The organism is Flavobacterium sp. LC2016-23 (assembly GCF_009674775.1).
Lineage (GTDB): Bacteria > Bacteroidota > Bacteroidia > Flavobacteriales > Flavobacteriaceae > Flavobacterium.
On the sequence record NZ_WKKE01000004.1, the window covers coordinates 186,925 to 207,244 of the forward strand.

Annotated in this window: 13 protein-coding genes, 1 tRNA gene and 1 pseudogene; 4 read left to right on the forward strand and 11 right to left on the reverse strand. The window is 37.9% G+C overall.

The genetic code is table 11. The features are described from left to right. Positions 1-111 precede the first annotated feature (111 nt). The 3 genes and pseudogenes from GJU43_RS04910 to GJU43_RS04920 all read left to right on the forward strand — a co-directional run bounded on the left by GJU43_RS04910 (position 112) and on the right by GJU43_RS04920 (position 1,545). Positions 112-873, forward strand: a complete 762-nt coding sequence (locus GJU43_RS04910; protein ID WP_154339706.1) for a DUF4369 domain-containing protein — start codon at positions 112-114, stop codon at positions 871-873. Between the two features lie 18 nt (positions 874-891). Continuing rightward, a pseudogene (locus tag GJU43_RS23225) lies at positions 892-1,278 on the forward strand (peroxiredoxin family protein); the annotation flags it as partial. 186 nt (positions 1,279-1,464) lie between these two features. Next, positions 1,465-1,545, forward strand: a tRNA-Tyr gene (locus tag GJU43_RS04920). 197 nt (positions 1,546-1,742) lie between these two features. Here the strand turns inward: GJU43_RS04920 and GJU43_RS23050 are convergent. After that, positions 1,743-1,997, reverse strand: coding sequence for a hypothetical protein (locus tag GJU43_RS23050; protein WP_229655003.1), 255 nt, complete (start codon positions 1,995-1,997; stop codon positions 1,743-1,745). 95 nt (positions 1,998-2,092) lie between these two features. Here GJU43_RS23050 and GJU43_RS04930 point away from each other — a divergent pair, with 95 nt between their 5' ends. Further along, positions 2,093-2,497 carry a helix-turn-helix transcriptional regulator gene (locus GJU43_RS04930; protein ID WP_154339707.1) on the forward strand — a complete coding sequence of 135 codons (405 nt, stop codon included), beginning with the start codon at positions 2,093-2,095 and terminating at the stop codon, positions 2,495-2,497. Positions 2,498-2,846: 349 nt separating this feature from the next. Here the strand turns inward: GJU43_RS04930 and GJU43_RS04935 are convergent, their stop codons facing one another. The 10 genes from GJU43_RS04935 to GJU43_RS04980 all read right to left on the reverse strand — a co-directional run bounded on the left by GJU43_RS04935 (position 2,847) and on the right by GJU43_RS04980 (position 20,304). Then, positions 2,847-4,199, reverse strand: coding sequence for a thioredoxin family protein (locus tag GJU43_RS04935; protein ID WP_154339708.1), 1,353 nt, complete (start codon positions 4,197-4,199; stop codon positions 2,847-2,849). 220 nt (positions 4,200-4,419) lie between these two features. Beyond that, complete coding sequence (locus tag GJU43_RS04940; protein ID WP_154339709.1) at positions 4,420-5,796, reverse strand: Gfo/Idh/MocA family protein; 1,377 nt, start codon at positions 5,794-5,796, stop codon at positions 4,420-4,422. Positions 5,797-5,851: 55 nt separating this feature from the next. Further along, entirely contained in the window at positions 5,852-6,949 is a 1,098-nt protein-coding gene (locus tag GJU43_RS04945; protein ID WP_195760021.1) for an acyltransferase family protein, read from the reverse strand. Positions 6,950-7,124: 175 nt separating this feature from the next. Continuing rightward, positions 7,125-7,997 carry a PKD domain-containing protein gene (locus tag GJU43_RS04950; RefSeq protein WP_154339711.1) on the reverse strand — a complete coding sequence of 291 codons (873 nt, stop codon included), beginning with the start codon at positions 7,995-7,997 and terminating at the stop codon, positions 7,125-7,127. A 28-nt stretch (positions 7,998-8,025) separates the two neighbouring features. Continuing rightward, on the reverse strand, positions 8,026-9,393 hold the full coding sequence (locus tag GJU43_RS04955) for a DUF4832 domain-containing protein (RefSeq protein ID WP_154339712.1): 1,368 nt from the start codon (positions 9,391-9,393) through the stop codon (positions 8,026-8,028). A gap of 60 nt (positions 9,394-9,453) precedes the next feature. Then, complete coding sequence (locus tag GJU43_RS04960; protein ID WP_154339713.1) at positions 9,454-10,929, reverse strand: RagB/SusD family nutrient uptake outer membrane protein; 1,476 nt, start codon at positions 10,927-10,929, stop codon at positions 9,454-9,456. A gap of 10 nt (positions 10,930-10,939) precedes the next feature. Further along, positions 10,940-14,188: a TonB-dependent receptor gene (locus GJU43_RS04965; RefSeq protein WP_154339714.1), complete on the reverse strand. Its 3,249-nt coding sequence runs from the start codon at positions 14,186-14,188 to the stop codon at positions 10,940-10,942. A 656-nt stretch (positions 14,189-14,844) separates the two neighbouring features. Further along, positions 14,845-16,227 (reverse strand): phosphoglucosamine mutase, encoded by a 1,383-nt coding sequence (glmM, locus tag GJU43_RS04970; RefSeq protein ID WP_154339715.1) that lies wholly within the window; start codon positions 16,225-16,227, stop codon positions 14,845-14,847. Positions 16,228-16,553: 326 nt separating this feature from the next. After that, positions 16,554-18,482 carry a glucosamine-6-phosphate deaminase gene (nagB, locus tag GJU43_RS04975; protein WP_154339716.1) on the reverse strand — a complete coding sequence of 643 codons (1,929 nt, stop codon included), beginning with the start codon at positions 18,480-18,482 and terminating at the stop codon, positions 16,554-16,556. Between the two features lie 448 nt (positions 18,483-18,930). Beyond that, complete coding sequence (locus tag GJU43_RS04980) at positions 18,931-20,304, reverse strand: sugar MFS transporter (protein WP_154339717.1); 1,374 nt, start codon at positions 20,302-20,304, stop codon at positions 18,931-18,933. Positions 20,305-20,320: the final 16 nt, after the last annotated feature.

Below are 20,320 nucleotides of genomic sequence, written 5' to 3' on the forward strand. Positions count from 1 at the left end.
AGAATTAAGCACAAAAAAACTATAACAAAATTTTAGGCAACAAAATTCTTTATATTTTATATTTTTAGATACTTTTGTTGCACAAATCAATTAACTAATTAATTTTTTATAATGAAAAAAATATTTTTTTTACTTACTGCTACTGTAGCAATCATTTCATGCAGCAAAGTTAAAGACGGAGAGTACCTAATTACAGGAACTGCAAAAGGAATTGAAAACGGAAAAACGATCATCCTACAAGGACAGGATCCTACTACAAAAATGGCAGTAGCTCTTGATACTGTAAAAGTTGAAAACGGAAAATTTGAAATAAAAGGAAAAGTAACTGAACCAGCTTTCCATACGTTAATCCTTCAGGGTGCTAACGGACCAATTCCTTTTATCTTAGAAACCGGAGAAATTACTATCGCTATTGACAAAGACAGTATCCATAAATCTAAAATTTCAGGAACTTATAATAATGATGAGTATGTAAAATTCAATGAAGAACTTACTAAAACTCAAAAAAGATTAGCTGATTTTCAGAAAAACAACACTCAGAAAATGCAAGCGGCTCAACAAGCTCAGGATACTGCAACTATCAACGGTTTGATGAAACAATACATGACGATTCAAACTGAAGTACAGGCTGATTCTAAAAAGAAATATGTAGCTTACGCTGAAAGTCACCCAAAATCATACATTTCTGCTTTAATTATTCAAGGTATGTTAGGAGATCCTTCTACTGACATTAAAAAAGCTGAGGCTTTGTACAATTCATTAGATGAGTCATTAAAAAATACAGCTCCTGGTAAAGAAATCAAAACAAAAATCGGTCAAGCAAAAATGCCTGCAGTTGGTGCAACAGCTCCTCCTGTTGGTAACGCTAAATGAAGATCAGATTTTTCTGCGCCTAACCCGGAAGGGAAAGTAATTTCTCTTAAACAAAGTTTAGGCAAAGTAACTATTGTTGATTTCTGGGCTTCATGGTGCGGACCATGCAGAAAAGAAAATCCGAACGTTGTAGCTATTTATAAAGAGTTACATGCTAAAGGACTTAATATTGTTGGTGTTTCTTTAGATAAAGAAGCTGGTGCCTGGAAAGAAGCTATCGCAAAAGATGGATTAATCTGGACACAGGTTTCAAACTTAAAATACTGGGACGAGCCAATCGCTAAACAATACAATGTTGAATCGATTCCCGCAACTTTTATACTTGATGCAACAGGAAAAATAGTTGCACAGGATTTAAGAGGCCCTGAATTAAGAGCAAAAATATTAGAGCTTTTAGCTAAATAATACCAATATTCAGAATAAAATAAAAAAATCTCCCTGGTGGAGATTTTTTTATTTTATTCAATACCAACCAATTAAAAAATATCTTGAAAATAACTTAAAATTAAGTGCGATTTTAGTTTGTAAACATCAAAAACGTTTATATATTTGCAACCGCTTAGCAAAACAAAGCGCATCAATACAAGCTTCGGGGAGATACTCAAGCGGCCAACGAGGGCAGACTGTAAATCTGCTGTGTGAACTTCGCAGGTTCGAATCCTGCTCTCCCCACGAAAAAGTCCTAATGAAAATTAGGACTTTTTTTATGGTTAAAATTTAAAATTTGCAAATCCCAAATTCTAAATCCCAAATCCCAAATCCTAAATTCTAAATTCTAAATCCCAAATTCTAAATTCGAATGAATCAGGGATCAGTTGCAAAAGTTGGGAATTAGGCAAATAGGTTAGACAATCCGAATAAGAAGAAATCTATATTTCTAATACCTCTGAATTGAGCTCTAAACGCTTTATTTTCGCATTAAAAGATGCTGCCGAAGCATTTGTACTTCTGTTATCAAAATAGCCCTGAATGACCTTAAATGAATTTTCTCCCACAAACACTTCCCAAAAGCGGGTTTCGAGGGTTTTTCTCTTTTTATCATAAGCAAATTTAAAATTCATAAGTGAAGTTCCGTTCTTTCCAAAGGATAATCTATTCGGAATACATCTATAATATTCTGACAAAAATAATGTTTTACGGGATATTTTTTTATCTTTGAAATTCAGGATTTTAAACCAAATGGCTTTATCTTTGAGCCTTCAGAAAATTGATACGGATTATGGAACAGAAAATACATCAGGGAAGAAACGTAAAACGCTTCAGAGAAATGTTGGGCATCAAACAAGAGGCATTGGCTTTTGATTTGGGAAATGACTGGAATCAGAAGAAAATCTCGATGCTGGAGCAAAAAGATGTAATTGAAGACGATATACTGGATCAAATCTCTAATTCTTTAAAAATTCCTGTGGAAGCTTTTCAGAACTTTGACGAGGAACAAGCAGTGAATTTAATTTCGTGTAATTTCTCAGATAATGCAATGTTCAATAATAAGATTGAAGTTTTTAATAACAATCCGATTGAGGAAATCAAAAAACTTCATGAAGAGAAAATCGCTTTGTTTGAGCGTATGCTAAAAGAGAAAGATGAAATGATGACAAGGCTTGAAAAATTGATCAATAAATAATCATTTAGAGAAGATATAATTTTACAAAGAGACTTTCGAGTCTCTTTTCTGTTTTGGGAGGTTTTTCTTTTTTAACTCTTTTTATAAATCCCTCCTCCAACCTTCACTAAAAGAAAAACGCATACTAAAAATGATATCGAAGGAGAACTGCAGATGAGGGTTTTCAACCTTAATTCTGCCAGTTTGACATTATTTTTGCACCCGTCACTTCTCCGTCACCGTACCGTCACTCTTCCGTCACCGGTCCGTCACTCGTATACGGAAAATTCGTTTGGGATTTTTAGAGCATTTGCTCCTTTTCAGTCAGATTGTCAGTCGAATTGCAGCATGACTTTCCGGCTAACAAAACTTATTTTATCAGATTTTCTATTTTATTAAACTCTTCATGACCTCCTCTTAATAAAATTTTTCCGCTGGAATCTACTAAAATAAACGTCGGATATCTCTGTATGGCCAGATCATTATATATTTTGTTGTTCTTTCTGCCATCCACAAAGCCGTGTGTCCAGTTCATTTTATTTTTCTTTACACATTGTATGACCGAATTTTTATCCTGATCGTTGGCAATACTAATGATTCCTAATGTAGAAGGGTATTTATTATGCAGATCCACTACTCTTGGTATCATATCCAGACACGGCCCACACCAGGTACCCCAAAAATCAATTAAGGTATATTTCTTCTTTTTAATTATAGAATCGGTACTGAATTTTCCGTTTTCTAAATTTTCAATAACCCTGTTTTCAAAATAGCTTCCAACCCATTGACCGTATTTTTCTTCTTTGTCCTTTATTTTTCTAAGATATAATTTAGATATCTTTCTGTTGATGCTGTCTATTTTGTAATAGCCGTCACCAAGTGCAATGGTATCTTCTGTGAAGTGCATGAATTGCGAATTAAAAATTTCATCTTTTCTCAGGGCAACTTTTTTTGGCTTAATATAAATGGCCCCAAAATTATGATCAAGCGCCTGATACGAAAAATCGTAAACGGTATGGTTTAAAATTTGTTCGCCCTTCCAGTAATCCTTAAACCTAAAACTGGAAAGGTATTTTGCTTCTTTATCTGTAACTATTATTTTTCGGTCATAGATATTCGCACATGGGAATAAAGTAGTTTTTCTTTTATAAGTGTGAATAGTGCCTTTAGAATAGGTTTCATAACAGTAGTCACTTTTGGGCAATTTATTAATAATTGCTAAGTTCTCTTCAATCGTTTTATTTCTGAAATTGATATCGAATTCATATTTAATATCATCACTAAAATCCTGATTCCTGTTGAAATCCCCAATAATAAATTGTTTATCTTTATAAAACCCGACAATGGAAATTACGCCCTGTTTTAGCGGTTTTTTCGAGAATCTCAAAGTATCGATATGTATTTTGTTTACTAATTCCAGAAAATCCTTTTTATCATATTGCTTAACTTTATATAAATCGTAGAAAAATTGAAGTGTTTCCTGAAAATTACCATAATATTGTATGGAATCATGCGCAGGAACCCCAATATAATTTTTTATTACTTTTTCTTTAAAAATAGGCGTTCTGTCTAATGAAATCAGTTCGGTCGTTACATACGAAAAATTGAGATTTAAGGTATCGTTAGTGACCTGTTTCATATCAATTACAAAGTTGGTGTCCGGTTCATGCTGATAGCCAAACAATAAAAACAAACCAGATAACAGAACGATTTTCTTTAGCATTTCATACGATTTAAAAAGGTTAAAATTAAATTCAGGCAGATAATTCTAAAAAATACAATGAGATTTGCCTTTATCTTTCATTGCAAATAATGCTTAAACTTAGCTATAAATGAAGCGTTAAAAATACAATATAATATCATACAAAAAGCTTCTGTTACCAACAGAAGCTTTAAATCTAACTACAAAATAAAAACCAAATTATTACGATTGCTATGTTTTGTTACTTTGAAAACTCAACCGTATTCAATTTTTGCCAGCCTCCACGAGTGAAGTCCGGAATTTCAACCGGGGCTGAATTATGGTCCAGCGAGATTTCGGTCAACGGGCTCAGACAAGACCATTCTGCCAGATCGTACACATCCATATCTAACGGAAGTCCCTGCTGCAGACAGCGAAACATACGGTAATCCATTATAAAATCCATTCCGCCGTGACCTCCTACTTTTTTGGCCATTTCTTCGATATCTTTTACGATCGGGTTTTTGTATTTTTCCATTAATATCTTTTTGACATCTTCTGATACAAATTCTTCTGCATTCAGGTTTTGGTAATTTTTAGAAATCTCTCCTCCTGCTTCCTTTGCATCGATGGCATAGCCTTCAACCGGATATTTATTGGCAAATCCTTTAGTTCCAGATAACTGATACATTCTGCTGTACGGTCTCGGACTGGTCACGTCATGCTGAATCTGAATTGTTTTCCCTTTTTCAGTACGAATCATCGTCATGGTGTGATCCCCGTTTCTGAAATCGGTTACCACTTCTCCTGTTTTTTCTTTGATGAATGCAGGATTTCCGACTGCTTTGGTATCCATCGAAACCAGAAAATTCATTTTGTCCCCTCTGTGAATGTTTAACGCCAGACAGGCTGGTCCCATTCCGTGTGTCGGGTAAACATCGCCTCTGTGTTTGCGGTTGTAATCCATACGCCAGTTGTTCCAGTATTCATTCCAATACGGCTGTAAACCGTGAATATAAGAACCTTCCGCATGAAGAATTTCTCCAAACAAACCTTGCTGTGCCATATTTAAGGTGGTCAGTTCAAAGAAGTCATACACACAATTTTCCAGCATCATACAATGCTTACGTGTTTTTTCTGAAGTATCGATGATGTCCCATATCTCTTTCATGGTTAAAGCGCCCGGTACTTCTACCGCCACATGTTTACCGTCTTTCATGGCCTGAACAGCAATACTGGCATGATGTTTCCAGTCGGTTACAATATACACCAGATCCACATTTTTAAGTGCGGTTACTTTTTTCCATGAATCTTCTCCGAAAAACACTTCTGCTTTTGGCTTTCCGTGTTTTACCAAAGTGTCGTTGGCTGCATTTGCTCTTGCTTCGACCATATCGCAAAGTGCCACAATTTCTACTCCCGGAATATGGGTAATACGCTCAACGGCTCCTGTGCCACGCATTCCTAAACCAACAATAGCTACGTGAACAACAGGAATTGCGGGCGTAGCCAAACGCAATACATCGGTCTGGCCTTTGTCTCTTTTGGGTGCTTTTGTTTTTATGAGTTGTGCAGATACATTGCCAATTTTCAATAGTAAAAAGGCTATCAATAAAATTTTTAAACTTGAACTTTTCATTTTTTTTGTTTTTTGATACTATATTGAGGTGAGTTACTCGTTATTATTTGTTTGCTTATACTTTTATGTAGGTCTTGTTTTTATGCATGTACCAAAGTATGAAATAAAGGATTCCAAAACCTGCCAAATCACAAAATGCATCATAATAGACTCCTGTGAATTGTTCGAAGCCGTAAAAAACCTGTTTGGCTATCAGAGAAAAATTTAAAACATGCGAACCCACATAAGCGGCGATGGCATTAAGGCCAATAACCCGAAACGGATAGGCCCATTTTGTGTAGCCTTTTACATCAACAAGCCAGTAGAATAAAGCCAGCAAAACAAAACTTATTCCGGAGGAAAATATAACAAAGGAACTCGTCCATATTTTTTTAATAAGGGGATGCCATATCCCTATGATTAACGACAGCGCGATTCCCGCGATACCGATCATAAAAAGATACCCGGCTATTTTTTGTCTTGACAACGAAGACAGCAGCAATTCGCCTGCAAACAATCCGGACATGGTGGTGGCCGTAAATCCTAATCCGGTTAATAACCATGAATATTGCGTCTGATCGTAAAAACGCCCGAAAACCTGCTGATCAATATAAATAGGAAGATTTTTATTGGGCAGTAATTCAAAAGCGTGCCCGAAGAAGCTTGGAATTGACAATAATACTGCATATAAAACCAGACAGCTGATAAAGAAAATATACCTTCCTTTTTTGGATAAATTCAGGTATGCGATACACGAAAATAAATATCCTACCGCAATGGCCTGAAGCGTATTGCTGAATATTTGAAATTTGGAAAGATCCAGAAACAATAAATTGCCCTGAACAATCCATCCTAAAATAAACAGTATTACAAATCGCCTTAAAATATGGCGGTACAATTTGCTGTCCGATCCCGATTCTGTGCTTCTTTTTCCCAATGAAAACGGAATAACAACGCCAACCACAAAGAGAAACAAAGGCATGATAACATCGTACAAATGAAAACCGATCCATTCCGGATGTTCAAACTGGTCTGCCAGATTCTTTGTAAAATTAGTTTTGGCCGCTGTATTTAAGTTGTAAAAAAAACGGTCTGCCACGATGATCATCAAAAGATCAAATCCACGCAGCACATCTACAGACATCAGTCGGTTATGGGGTATGGTTTTATTCATTCTTTTTCTTAATTGCTGTATGACTGGCTTTTTATAAAGCAATCCCCAATAGCAAAACATCAGGGATTACTTTTAAAATTATTTTTACTCGATAGCATATGCCATTAGATTCAAAAATTAAATCTTCAAAAAACCCTTCTTCTAATGGCACATTTGACCGGCTATCGATGACAAACTAAAGTTTTAATGTAGAAAATTTAGGGGCTTCCGGGAAGTTGGCAACTGCTGCCCATCCTGAAGTCATTTCGGTAATTGCGATACCTATCGAACTTCCTAAAGTTCCCAACTGTGATTTTGGAATACTAAATTCAATTGCATTTGTAGTATCTGAAAGGCTTACCAGAGAAGATACTGTTATACTGGAACCTGAACCTGCAATAGGTGTCCATCCCCATGCTCCGTTTGTACCGGTGTAGTTATAAAAAGCGCCCCATCCGTTGCTTACTACGGGACCTTCAAACAAAAATTCTGCTCCTGATCCCTCTGACCAGTTGCCGTGCAGGAACCCAGTTTGTGTATTACCATCTGTGTTGATGTACATATCGACTAATTCCATCAGCATTTTTTTGTTTCCTTCCAGATACACATTTATATTTGGACCACCTGCCCAGATTTTAATTTTCTGGATAGAACCGTTTCCGGAGGTGTTCTGATCTGTTACGGCCACATCATCCCAGTCTTTAAATTTCCCGTCGATTTTAATGTCGATGATTATAATTCTTGGTGCGGTGATAACTTTTGTAATAAAGGATTCTTCTCCGGCTTCGTTTGTAACGGTCAGCGAAACTCTGATTTCACCTCCAATTTTATAGGTATACACCGGATCTTTTTCTGCTGATGTATAATAAAGATCTCCAAAATCCCATCTGTATTTGGTACCATTTGTAGAAAGGTTGGTAAAGGTAAACGTGCTTCCGTCATTGGTAAATGAAAAATCTGCTACCGGTTTTGATGCCGAATCGGATGATGCATTATCACTGGAGCAGGCTGCCAGTAGTAACAATGCAGCGAGCATTGTGATGAATTTGGTTAGTTTTATTTTTTTCATGGTTTTTTAATTTAAATGTTTTTAATAACTATTTAATGATAACCGTTTGTGATAATTTATTGAAACCAGTTGAAGCTTCCCATACTCCTGTGTTGGCAAGGCGAACCGAATAATCCGGTCTGTCTGCCAGTTTTGAAGAGTTGTCCTCGATCTTTAAAAGCAGTTCGTAAGTTCCCGCCGGAATTCCGGATAAGGATACCAATTCTTTCAGGTCAAAAGTCACTCTTGGCACCACTTTTCGAACATCAAAGTTTAGTTTTTTCTTATAGACCGTACCGCCGGAAGTGGCTCTAAGGATTAAGAATGTATTTTTTGAATTGTAAATTGGGGCAAAACCTGAATTGTTAATCAGTGCATTAAACTCTAAAGTTCCATTTACGGCCGCTTCTTTTTTGACAGCCGACGATGCCAGTGCAAGTCTGTAACCCAGCTTTCTTTCGAAATCGGTAAAGCAATTGTTGTTTCTCCATTCCTGTAAAACGGGACCGTAATAATCAAGATTTAAGTACGTCCATTTTAGCATTGTCATTTCTTTTTCAGCAATACTGCAGCTCGCTACGGGAACGTCTGTTGGCGGGCAGGTTTCACCTCCTGTTGGGACAAAAAGGGCTTCATTACTTATATAGGTTTTCTCTGCCGTCACATTAATATACGTACCATAATCGTCTACACTTGCCATAAAGCAATCGTTATGAAAACCTAAACGGGCCGTATTTGTAGTTCCGTAACCCACTGTTGCATCCATAGCCGTTGTAGTCGCCACGAAGTCCTGTTTGATTTTTGGAGTCCTAACCTGGATTTTTACTTCTTTTGGAAAAGTCTCTAAAAGTTTATCAAGGATTATTTTTTTATTCGCCGGCGTAGTCAATTGGTTTGTGGTGTAATACCATTCTCCCCAGGCGCCCACAAAACCAGCCTGAACAAAGGCAATAACATCTTTATTCTCTTCCAGAATGGGTTTTAACTGATCCAAATGTCCTGAAATAACGGCAACAGAAGCATCTGTACCATCCTGCGCATCCGTATAAGCAAAACGCAGCACACATTTTAAACCCGATTCCCTCAAACGGGTAAAATCGGTTTTGATAAGATCTAATTGTGCCTGGCTTAAAGGAGTGGTTTTAAATTTCTCCAGATAATACAAACGCAGAATAAGGCTTACATTTTCTTTTTTAAGATTGTTTAAAGATGCCGCTGTTATGGCCGCTCCTTCTGCGTTTACCTGCCACGTGTGCATGAACCCGCGCTCCGGATTTGTAAACACTTCATTAGAAACTGCATAGGTAACCTTTTCAGTTCCGCTTACGGCTTGTTCTTCCGTATTGCCGCCTCCATCACTCTGACAGCCCGAGGCAATATTTAAGAAAAGAGCAATTACGATTAGTAAATGTTTCATTTTTATAGAATTAAATTATCTGATTATATTGTTTTATTCACAAAGCGTGATGTCCGTCTTTTAATTAATATATCCGGTGTTCTGGATAAATTTACCTTTACCTTCACTTATTCTGGCTAATGAAAAAGGGAATAAAGCTTTGTAAGGTTCACTTTGGCTTGCTGCTCCGTTTAAGGCTTTGGCATGCTCTGTAAATTTCCCGTGTCTGATCAAATCGGAACGGTATTGTCCGTTTTCACACCAGTATTCATGTGATCTTTCCAGCAGGATCATATCGTTAAACTTGTCCAGCGTGGCATAATTTACCAATTGCAATTCGCTGATCTTGGCTCTTTTTCGTACTACATTAACCAAATCTATAGCCTCCTGTGTAGGCGTTCCGGTTTTATTTACCAGTGCTTCTGCTTTAGATAACAGCACATCCGGATAACGGTATACGATAATGTCTACTGTCGTTAAAGCGGTTGTTCTCGCTGCATCGGGATCAATTTTTAACGGAATTGGTCCCAACTGCATATAATTGGCAGGATTTGCCCTGTTATACGTAACACCATCTGTACCGGTATATTCGGCAATAAGTGCGTTTTTTCGAATATCTGTTGCTTCAAAAGAATCATAAAATTTCCAGGAACTCTGAATGGTACCGTAACCTCCTCTTCCGGGAAAATTAGCCGGCAAACACATTAACTGCCATTGGTTTTCGCTGGTTCCTGCATAATCTGCCGGAACTGCCCAGATTACTTCCCTGCTTTCTACCGGTGCTTTCACATCCCAAAGCCCCACGTAATCGTCTTCTAATCCGTAGTAATTCATACCAATGATCGCATTGGTTTGTGCTTCTACCTCAGCCCATCTTTTTTCGTGTAAATACAAACGTACCAGAACCATTCTTGCCATTCCGTTGCTTAATCTTCCGTAGGGTGTTTCGGCAGGGGATTTTAAATTCTCAGCGGCGGCTTTTAAATCATTTTCAATAAAACTTACCATTTCGGCATTAGAAAGTCTTGCCAAAGGCTCCTCTTTCAATGGGTTTTTAAGTACTTCAAGAGGTGCTATAACGAGCGGTCCGTACAAATCAAAAAGTTCATACGCTAATAATCCTCTGGCACATCTGATTTCGGCAATAGCCTGTTTTTTAATCAAGTCGTTTACTTTTGAGTTCTCGATTCTGTCAATGCTCAGCGTCATACTGCTGATCTTGTTATAAAACACATCATAAAATCGGGTAAAAGCTGTAGAACTGGCTTTATAGCTGTGTAAAGAAGCTTCCTGCTGTACACCATAAGGTCCCTGAAGGATTTCGGTTGTGGCATCCAGTATAAACATGAGTCCGTTTTCTGAAGTGGAATGAATTCCGTTTCCGTAAGATCCTCTCAGCGGATAGTACGCTGAAGCTACTATAGCCTGAATATCTGCTTCTGAACTGGGGAAAATACTTGGGTTAATCTCATCGTAATTAACAGACTCTATATCTTCGCTACATCCTGAGAAAACCAGTAATAGTAAAACTATTGTATAATTTTTTAAATTTTTCATCTCTTTTTTATTAAAACTTAAGATCAATTCCTACTGTGTATGTTTTTACATTTGGATATGCTGCTGCATAACCATCTGTTTCAGGATCGATACCATTATATTTGGTAATGAGAAAAAGGTTTTGCCCGTCTACTCTGACAGCTGCCCCCTGCATGTATTTTCCAAACCATCTTTTTGGAAGATTATAACTTAATGATACACTTTGCAGACGAACAAATGAGGCGTCCTGCAGGAAGAAATCTCCTGAACCGTATTGTGTGTATCCAAAGTGTGAAGCCGGACGTGTATTGGTCGGATTATCCGGTGTCCATCTGTCGTATACGCTGCGCAGCGCATTTCTTCCGTTTTGTGCTACTCCTACTGCGGTTACTCCGTATGCAAAATCGGTCTGATCTACGATTTTTCTTCCGAACATTCCATTGAAAACAAAATTCAGCTGAAAGTCTCTCCAGGTAATCGTGTTGCTTAAACCTGCTGAAAAATCAGGATCTGCCGAGCCCAGTAAAACAGTATCGGCTTCGTCAATTCTTCCGTCAGCCTGACCGGTTCTTAAAAATACACCATTTGCATCTGTCACCGGATTTCCTGCTCCATCCCTTACAAAACCATTGATATCTTTGATTTTGATCTGTCCCGGAAATAAATCAGGCTGCGCCGGTACTACTTCACCAATCTGCATGATTCCGTCAGATAACTGACTGTATTGTGCCCGTAACGGATCGTTATAACTCATGTAAACCGATGGTTTCCAGTCCGGAGCTCTTTCTTTCCAGTTGGTTTTAAATTGTGAGTAGGTAAAAGTCGTATTCCATTTAAAATCAGGGGTACGGACATTTACGGTACTTATTGTAACCTCAACCCCTTTGGTTTGTGTGCTTCCAACGTTAGCCCAAACCGTATTTATTTCATGGTAGCTATTGATCGGTTTTTCCATCAATAGATCTGAAATTACTCTGTCGTATACCTCTACCGAACCTGAAATTCTTCTGTTTAATAATTCGAAATCTACACCAAAATTCTTTTCTGTTGTGGTTTCCCATTTCAAATCAGGATTTTCTAAACGGCTTGCAAATACACCTGTCCAGATCGATTCATCAGCGTTCAGATAAGCCGGCTGTGCATAAAATGCACCTTTAGAAAGTCCCGCAGAATTTCCTACCGCACCGTAACCAAATCTAAATTTAAGTTGTGATACATAATCTGAGATTCCAGTCATAAAAGACTCCTGAGAAGCATCCCAGCCTACTGAAATAGAAGGAAACAAAGCGTATTTTTTATTGGCAGCAAAAAAACTTACTCCATCACGACGTATCGTAGACGTCAACAGGTATCGATCCTTATACGAATAGTTTATTCTTGAAAAATACGAGCGATAACTATCTTCGTTTTTTGATGAAGTCGTTAGTTTTGTTCCCGCTCCTGCATTCATATTGTTCCATAAAAAAGCATCGGTAATAAAATTACTGTTTCCTAATGATGCTCTTTCATTTCTAAAGGTCGATTGAGAATAACCCGCCATAAAAGTAAAAGAGTTGTCGTCTCCTATTTTGGTGTTGTAGGTTAAAATAATATCTAATAAATCGTCATCTTTCTTTTGTGAATTGATAGACGCTTTACCGTTTTCCAATGCACCGTATAATGTTGTTCTTGGCAAATAGGTACTTCTGCTGGTGTTTCCCTGATCAAAACCTGCCTGAAATCTTGCTGTAAGACCTTTCAAAGGTTTTATCTCCGCATAAAAATTGGTCAGGGTTCTGTCAATAACACCTTCGTCAGAAATGGTTAACAAGGAATATGGATTCGGCTCTAAGGCATTATCGGGATTAATTGGATAATTGCCAAGCTCATCAATCGCCACAATGTTTGGTCCCTGCTGAATAGCTGACCTGATAATTCCGGAATTTTCGAACTGATCCCCTCCTAATTGTGAGTTTTGATTTTTAATGCGGCTTTTGGTCATATTCATACCAAAATTAATATAGTCCGTCAGTTTCTGATCGATACTAAAATGAACCGTACTTCTTTTTAATCCGGAGTTTTTAACAATTCCTTCCTGATCGAATAAATTTCCTGACAAAAAGTATTTGGTAGTTTTGGTTCCGCCTCGTAATGATAAATTATTCTGCTTCACCATTCCGTCTCTTGTCACCAGTGACAACCAGTCTGTACCCGCTCCCGCATTTCTGATCTGTTCGTCGGAGTATATTCTTTTGTACGGAATTCCGTTTACCGGAGCCGCATTGGCCTCTTCTAAAGTTTTAGATGAATACGGATATACCCTGTTGATAAACTCCCAGTTTTCTTTTGAAGCATCGTTTCGCAACTGCATCCATTCCTGTAAGTTTAAAACGTCATAGCTATCGTTGTATTTCTGGAAGGAATAAGAACCGGAATAATCCACTCTTACATCGCCTTCTTTTCCTTTTTTAGTCGTAATCATAATGACCCCGTTTGCGGCTCTTGCACCGTATATGGCAGAAGCACTGGCATCTTTTAAAACCTCAATCGATTCAATATCATTTGGGTTAAATGAATTTAGAATACTTTGCGTACCGCCATCGTAACGGTTTCCTGTTCCGGGCTGCTGCAAATTTGTTACCGGAAATCCATCAATAACCACCAAAGGATCATTACTGGCATTAATAGAACCTGCACCACGAATCTGAATATTAAATCCACCACCTGGCTGTGCACTGTTCTGCGTGATCTGCAAACCGGCTACTTTTCCCTGAAGTGCTGTCAAAACGGAAGGTGCCGAAGATAAATTCAGTGTTTCTCCTTTTACGGAAGACATTGCTCCTAATACATTTTTCTTTTTCTGAGTTCCGTACCCTACAATAACGACCTCATTTAAGGTTTTTGATGAAGGTGCCATAGAAACTTTGATATTCGTCTGGTTAGCGATCAAAACTTCTTTGTTCTCATAGCCAACATAAGAAAATACTAAAGCTTCGGTATTGGAAGGCACTATGATTGTAAATGTTCCGTCAAAATCAGTTGTTGTGCCTCTTGGTGATCCTTTCGGGACAATCGTTACTCCAATCATTGGCTGTCCCAACTCGTCCAGAACAACACCTTTAATGGTAATATCGGCTTCTGATTTTTTATTTGTAATTTCTGATTTTTTACTGCTATCCGTGGACGATGCAGCATTTACTTTAACAACAGTGACTACAAGAACTAAAACTGTAATTATTGCTTTTAAATTAAATTTTAATTCCTGATAGTTACCGTACAGTAACTTGTTACTTTTTTTCATATTATTCTGGTTAGTTTAATGGTTAATGTGAAAAGCATACTTTGTGTGGGTAAAAAAAATTTGGTTAGGAATTTTAGCAGACACAAAGCGAAGAGGTTCAGGTTATGTTTCTTTTGGTTTCATAATTTTTTCGGTTTTTGTTTTTTGTCTTGTTTTCGTTTGGTTATTTTTTTAGTCTGTTCTTTATTGTGCGTTTTCTTTCTTCTTAATTATCCGTTCTCTGACTCCTTCCGGGATACTATATTTTTAAAATTTACTGTTCTTTTTTTTTACTGTCTAAAGTCAATTTTAACTTCAGAAAAGACGGAAAAAAAAGTTCTTTTTTAACTTCTTATTGGCTAAACTAAATAATATTTTTTAATAAACAATGGTAAAATCAAGAAAATGTGTTCGTGCACATAAAAAAAGTGTTTTCGAACACATTTTTTAGAAAAAGTATTATTAAATTCCTACTTATTTTTAAATTTCACCATGAAAGAATTTAAATAATTACCAGAAAAAATTAATTTAACTTTAAAAAATATGTCTTTTAATTTGATATTCATTTAATTAAAAAACGCAATAAAAATTAACATTTCTATATCTAAATCAAGCTTTTAATTGTATTTTGAAATGATAATCCTAATTTAAAAAAAGGGAATTTATAGCAATAACAATTAGAGTAACTCTTTGATTTCAACAATAAATTTTTGGGCTAATTCGTCTGCTTTTTTCTGTGAAACACTCTCCGTATAAATTCGGATAATGGGTTCTGTATTTGATTTTCTCAGATGTACCCATTCCGTCTCGAAATCAATTTTGATTCCGTCGATGCAATTCGGCTTTTCGTTACTGAATTTCTGTGCTATTTTTTCCAGAATTTCATCTACATTAATTTGCGGGGTCAGTTCAATTTTGCTTTTGCTCATGTAATAATCCGGGTAACTTTCACGAAGCGTTTTACACGAAATTTTAAGCTGCGCCAAATGTGATAAAAATAAAGCCACGCCTACCAGCGAATCTCTGCCATAATGGGATGCAGGATAAATAATTCCTCCGTTTCCTTCTCCTCCGATAATGGCATCAGAAGCTTTCATTACTTCCACGACATTGACTTCTCCCACGGCACTGGCCTGATACTTTCCGTCATGTTTTAAAGTGATGTCCCATAAGGCTCTCGACGAAGATAAATTGGAAACCGTATTGCCTTTGGTTCTTCCTAAAACATAATCAGCACAGGCCACCAAAGTATATTCCTCGCCAAACATGGACCCGTCTTCGCAAATAATAGCCAACCGGTCTACATCAGGATCTACCACAATTCCGAAATCAGCTTTTTCCTTTACGACCAATGCCGAAATATCGGTAAGATGTTCTTTCAAAGGTTCCGGATTATGCGGAAAATGGCCGTTGGGCTCGCAATACAATTTGATACAGGCGACACCCAGTTGCTCCAGTAAAGCCGGAATCGCAATTCCGCCTGTTGAATTAACAGCATCGACAACTACTTTAAATCCTGCATTCTTAATGGCTTCAACATCTACTAAGGCTAATTTTAAAACTTCTTCGATATGTCGTTTTATATAACCTTCTTTCTTTTCGTATTTTCCCAGATCGTCCACTTCTGCAAATACAAAAGTCTCCTCTTCCGCTATTTTCAGGATTTTTTCGCCTTCAGCAGCATTCAAAAATTCTCCTTTTTCGTTCAGTAATTTTAAGGCATTCCATTCTTTTGGATTATGACTTGCGGTGATGATGATTCCGCCATCTGCCTGATCCAAAGTCACGGCAACCTCAACCGTTGGTGTGGTCGACAGGCCAATATCTGTGACATGAATCCCTAACCCTGTTAGCGTGTTGGCTACGAGATTGCTGATCATTTCTCCCGAAATTCGGGCATCCCGTCCTAAAACGATACTTAATTCTTTTTTTTGATTTTGTCCTTTTAGCCACATGCCATAGGCAGCAGCAAATTTGACGGCATTCACAGGAGTTAAGTTTTCATTTACAACTCCCCCGATTGTGCCTCGTATTCCTGAAATTGATTTTATTAAAGCCATTTTTATTTAGTATTATTTATGCTTAAAAATTTAACCGCAAAGCTTTGTGTTTGAATTTACCGCAAAGTCCGCAAAGGTTTTATGCTGAAGTTTGAGTGGCAAGGGTCGCAAAGATTTGTGATTGAAGTAAGTTACGTGTGTGTTTTGCCACAGATTAAAGGATTAGAGTGATTTTTTGCCGCGAATTGCACGAATAATCACGAATTTAATTTGTGTGAATTCGTGTAATTCGTGGCAAACTCTCTATCGTAGAATAACTTCCCGGTTTGCACTTAACAGTCGCTTAAACCGAGACTGAGACCGAGAATGAAAACTGCGACTGAAAACTAATATTCCCACTTTACAAAAGCCTCCATAGCGGCATAACTTGCCAGACCCATTTGTTGGTATACTTGTGCCGTTTCCCTGTTTCGGTCTTCGGCTCGCTGCCAGAATTCCCTGGCGTCGGTTCCCTGAAAAACAACCCCGTCTTTTTGTGACTGGTGTTTGAAGATTCCGTGGCGTTTGGCCAATACCTGATCCGGGCTCATTGGTACTGCCATTTCGACTTCGTCAATACCCCATTCCTGCCATGCTCCGCGGTACAGCCACAACCAGCAGTTGTCCATAAAGGACTTTGGTTTTAAGGCTTTGACAGCTTCAAAAATAGCATCCAGACAGACTTTATGGGTTCCGTGCGGATCAGCTAAATCCCCGGCTGCGTAGATTTGGTGTGGCTTAATTTTTTCAATTAAATCCATCGTCAATTGAATATCTTCCTTGCCGATTGGTTTTTTCTCGATTGTTCCGGTTTCGTAAAACGGCAGTTCCATAAAGTGAATCTGATCGTCTGTCAGACCCACAAAATGACTTGTGGCTCTCGCTTCTCCTTTTCGGATCAGTCCTTTGATGTAACGCACTTCCGGAATGTCAATTTCACTGTTCTTTTTATTCTCCAGAAAGGTTTGTGCTTTTTGATAGATCGTATCGGCTTCAGCGCTTTTGATTCCGAATTTTTCATTGTAATCAATCACGAATCTTGCAAAACGTAAGGCTTCGTCGTCAGCAACGGCGATATTTCCGGAGGTTTGGTAGGCTACATGCACTTCATGTCCCTGCTCCTGCAAACGCATAAAAGTTCCTCCCATACTAATAATATCATCATCAGGATGCGGACTGAAAATCAGTACTTTTTTTCTGGCCGGTTGTGCTCTTTCCGGGCGATTGGAATCATCGGCATTGGGTTTTCCGCCCGGCCAGCCTGTTATCGTATTTTGTAGTTTATTAAATATTTTAATGTTGATATCGTAAGCAGGACCCGAATCAGCCAGTAAATCGCTCATTCCGTTTTCGATATAATCGGCATCGGTTAACATTAAGATTGGTTTTTTAAGATCAAGTGCCAATCCTAAAACTGCTTTTCTGATGAGTTTGTCTGTCCAGATTATTTTTTCTACCAGCCATGGTCGGTTGATTCTGGTAAGTTTGGAAGAAGCTTCCTTATCCAGGATAAAAACCGCATTGTTATGTTCCTGTAAAAACGAAGCCGGAATCTGGTTCGTAACCTCGTCCTCCACCGATTTTTTAATGATATTGGCTTTTCCTTCTCCCCACGCCATTAAGATAACCTGTTTGGCTTCCATGATTTTTTTTACTCCCAGTGTGATGGCTGTTCGGGGTGTATTGCTTAATCCAAAAAAATCCTTGCTTGCTGCAACTCTTGTAATATGATCTAAAGCGACCAAACGTGTTTTCGAATTCTGCAAGGAACCCGATTCGTTAAAACCGATATGTCCGTTTCCTCCAATTCCCAGAATCTGCAAATCGATTCCACCCAGAGCTTCAATTTTAGCTTCATAATCATGGCAATAATCCGCAATTTGTTCTTTTGTTAGAAGCCCGTCCGGAACATGGGCATTTTCAGGTAAAATATCAACATGGTCAAACAACAATTCTTTCATAAAACGAACATAACTGTTGATGGAGTTCGGTTCCATCGGATAGTATTCGTCCAGATTGAAACTGATTACGTTTTTGAAACTTAATCCTTCTTCCTTATGCAGACGAACCAGTTCTGCATACAGACCTTTTGGAGAAGATCCTGTGGCAAGACCTAAAATACAAGGCTTGTTTTCTTTTTGTTTTGCCTGAATTAAGACCGCAATTTCTTTGGCAACTGCTTTTGAAGCTTCATTTGAATTTTCGAAAACAACGGTATTAATATTTTCAAATCGTTTTTCGAAACCTGTTGCTTTGTCTATATTACTTTTTATCATTTTGAAATATATTTTATTGTGTTTTTCTTTATTTTAAAACAGCCTTTTGGCTAAAAAAAGGCATAAGCTGCCCCGGAGCACATCAAATATTAATTGGAGTACTTAGTGGTGATCTGAAAATCAGATCTATGAATAAAATGTTATGTTTATCTGAACTTTTTCATTTTTGAATAGCCTCCCGCTTTAGCCGGAGGTTTAAAAAAGGTAGTCAGATTGGCTTTAGCTGAATTAAAAGTTCGGCTAAAGCCAAGGCTGATCAAATGTAATCCGTTGGTTAAAACCAACGGCTATTCAAAAAACTTAATTGAATTCCTTTGTCGATTTTCTAGTATGATCTTTCGACTTCCTTCAGGAGGCCAGCTTTGGCAAACTTCTGGAAACCTGAAACCTGAAACTTGAAACTTGAAACCCAAAACTGAAAACTGAGACTGAGACTAAAAACTTCCCCCTACCATTTCCTGTACTTATGCCCTTTGAAGGCAAAAAATACGATCATAAGATAGGCCGGTATTAATATTGAATAGGCCAGTTGATTTCCGCTTTTTGCTGTTGCGACAGTACCTGCTGCTATGTTTGCCGTATTGATATTGTCTGCCAGCAAACCATAGAATAAAGGAAAAACCGCACCGCCTATGATTCCCATAATCAGTACTGCACCTCCAATTTTAGTAAATCCGCCCAGATCCTGAAGTGCCATTGGCCAGATGGCCGGCCAGCAAAGTGCATTAGCTAATCCTAAAAGAGCGACCAAAATAACGATTAAAGGCAATTGTGGAATTCCGGGTAACTGAATCATTATTTTTGGAGAAAGTATTACGATTAATGCCACTAAAACAAGACCTAAAAACCCGGATACTTTTAAGGCAAAAACCTGCGAAACGTATTTGGGAATAAGTGTAATTCCTAAAATATAACCAACGACCATTGCGGTCATGGTAAATGACGTCAGTTTTAGATAAAAGGAACCATTCTCTCCGTAAACCCCTAACTGTTTTCCGAAACCTCCAATTGAATCTCCGGCCAGAACTTCGGCAGCAATGTACACCATTAGCGTAATCACACCAAAAACCAGTTGCGGATGTTTGAAGGCTTCTTTTATTTGTTTGAAAATACTCAGATGCGCTACTTGTCCCTTATTGTCTAAATTGATTTCGGGAAGCGGGGAAAACTTTACCAAAACTGCCAGAACCAGCATAATTCCCGCCATGTACATATAAGGTGTCTGCAGTTGCAAAGCCAGTAAATCGAGCGCGCTTTCTTTTTGAACCGAAGTCATCACAGCAATTTTATCTGCCGAATAATCCCCAATATTTGACAAAACCAATGACGTCAATAGTAACGGAGCCAGAAAACCTGCCAGTTTATTGGCGATCCCCAGTACGCTGATTCGTGCGGCGGCACTTTCACGCGGGCCAATTACAACGACGTACGGATTGGCTGCTGTCTGTAAAACAGCCAAACCGGTTCCCATTACAAATAAGGCGATTAAGAACAACCCAAAAGTACGGGCTTCGGCAGCGGGATAAAACAATAATGCTCCAAAGGCAATAACCAGTAATCCTAATGAGATTCCGTTTTTGTACCCTACTTTTTCGATTAGGAAAGAAGACGGAATTGCCATGACGAAATAAGCAATATAAAACGCAAAGGTCACGAAATACGATTGTGATTCGGTTAACTCACAAGCTAATTTAAAAAACGGAATTAGCGGTCCGTTGAGCCAGGTCACGAATCCGAAAATAAAAAATAAGGAGGTTAAAATAACCATTGGAATCAAAGTACTGCTTTGTTCTTTTTTTAAAGTAATATCGATTTCTGACATAGTATTGGTTTTTGGG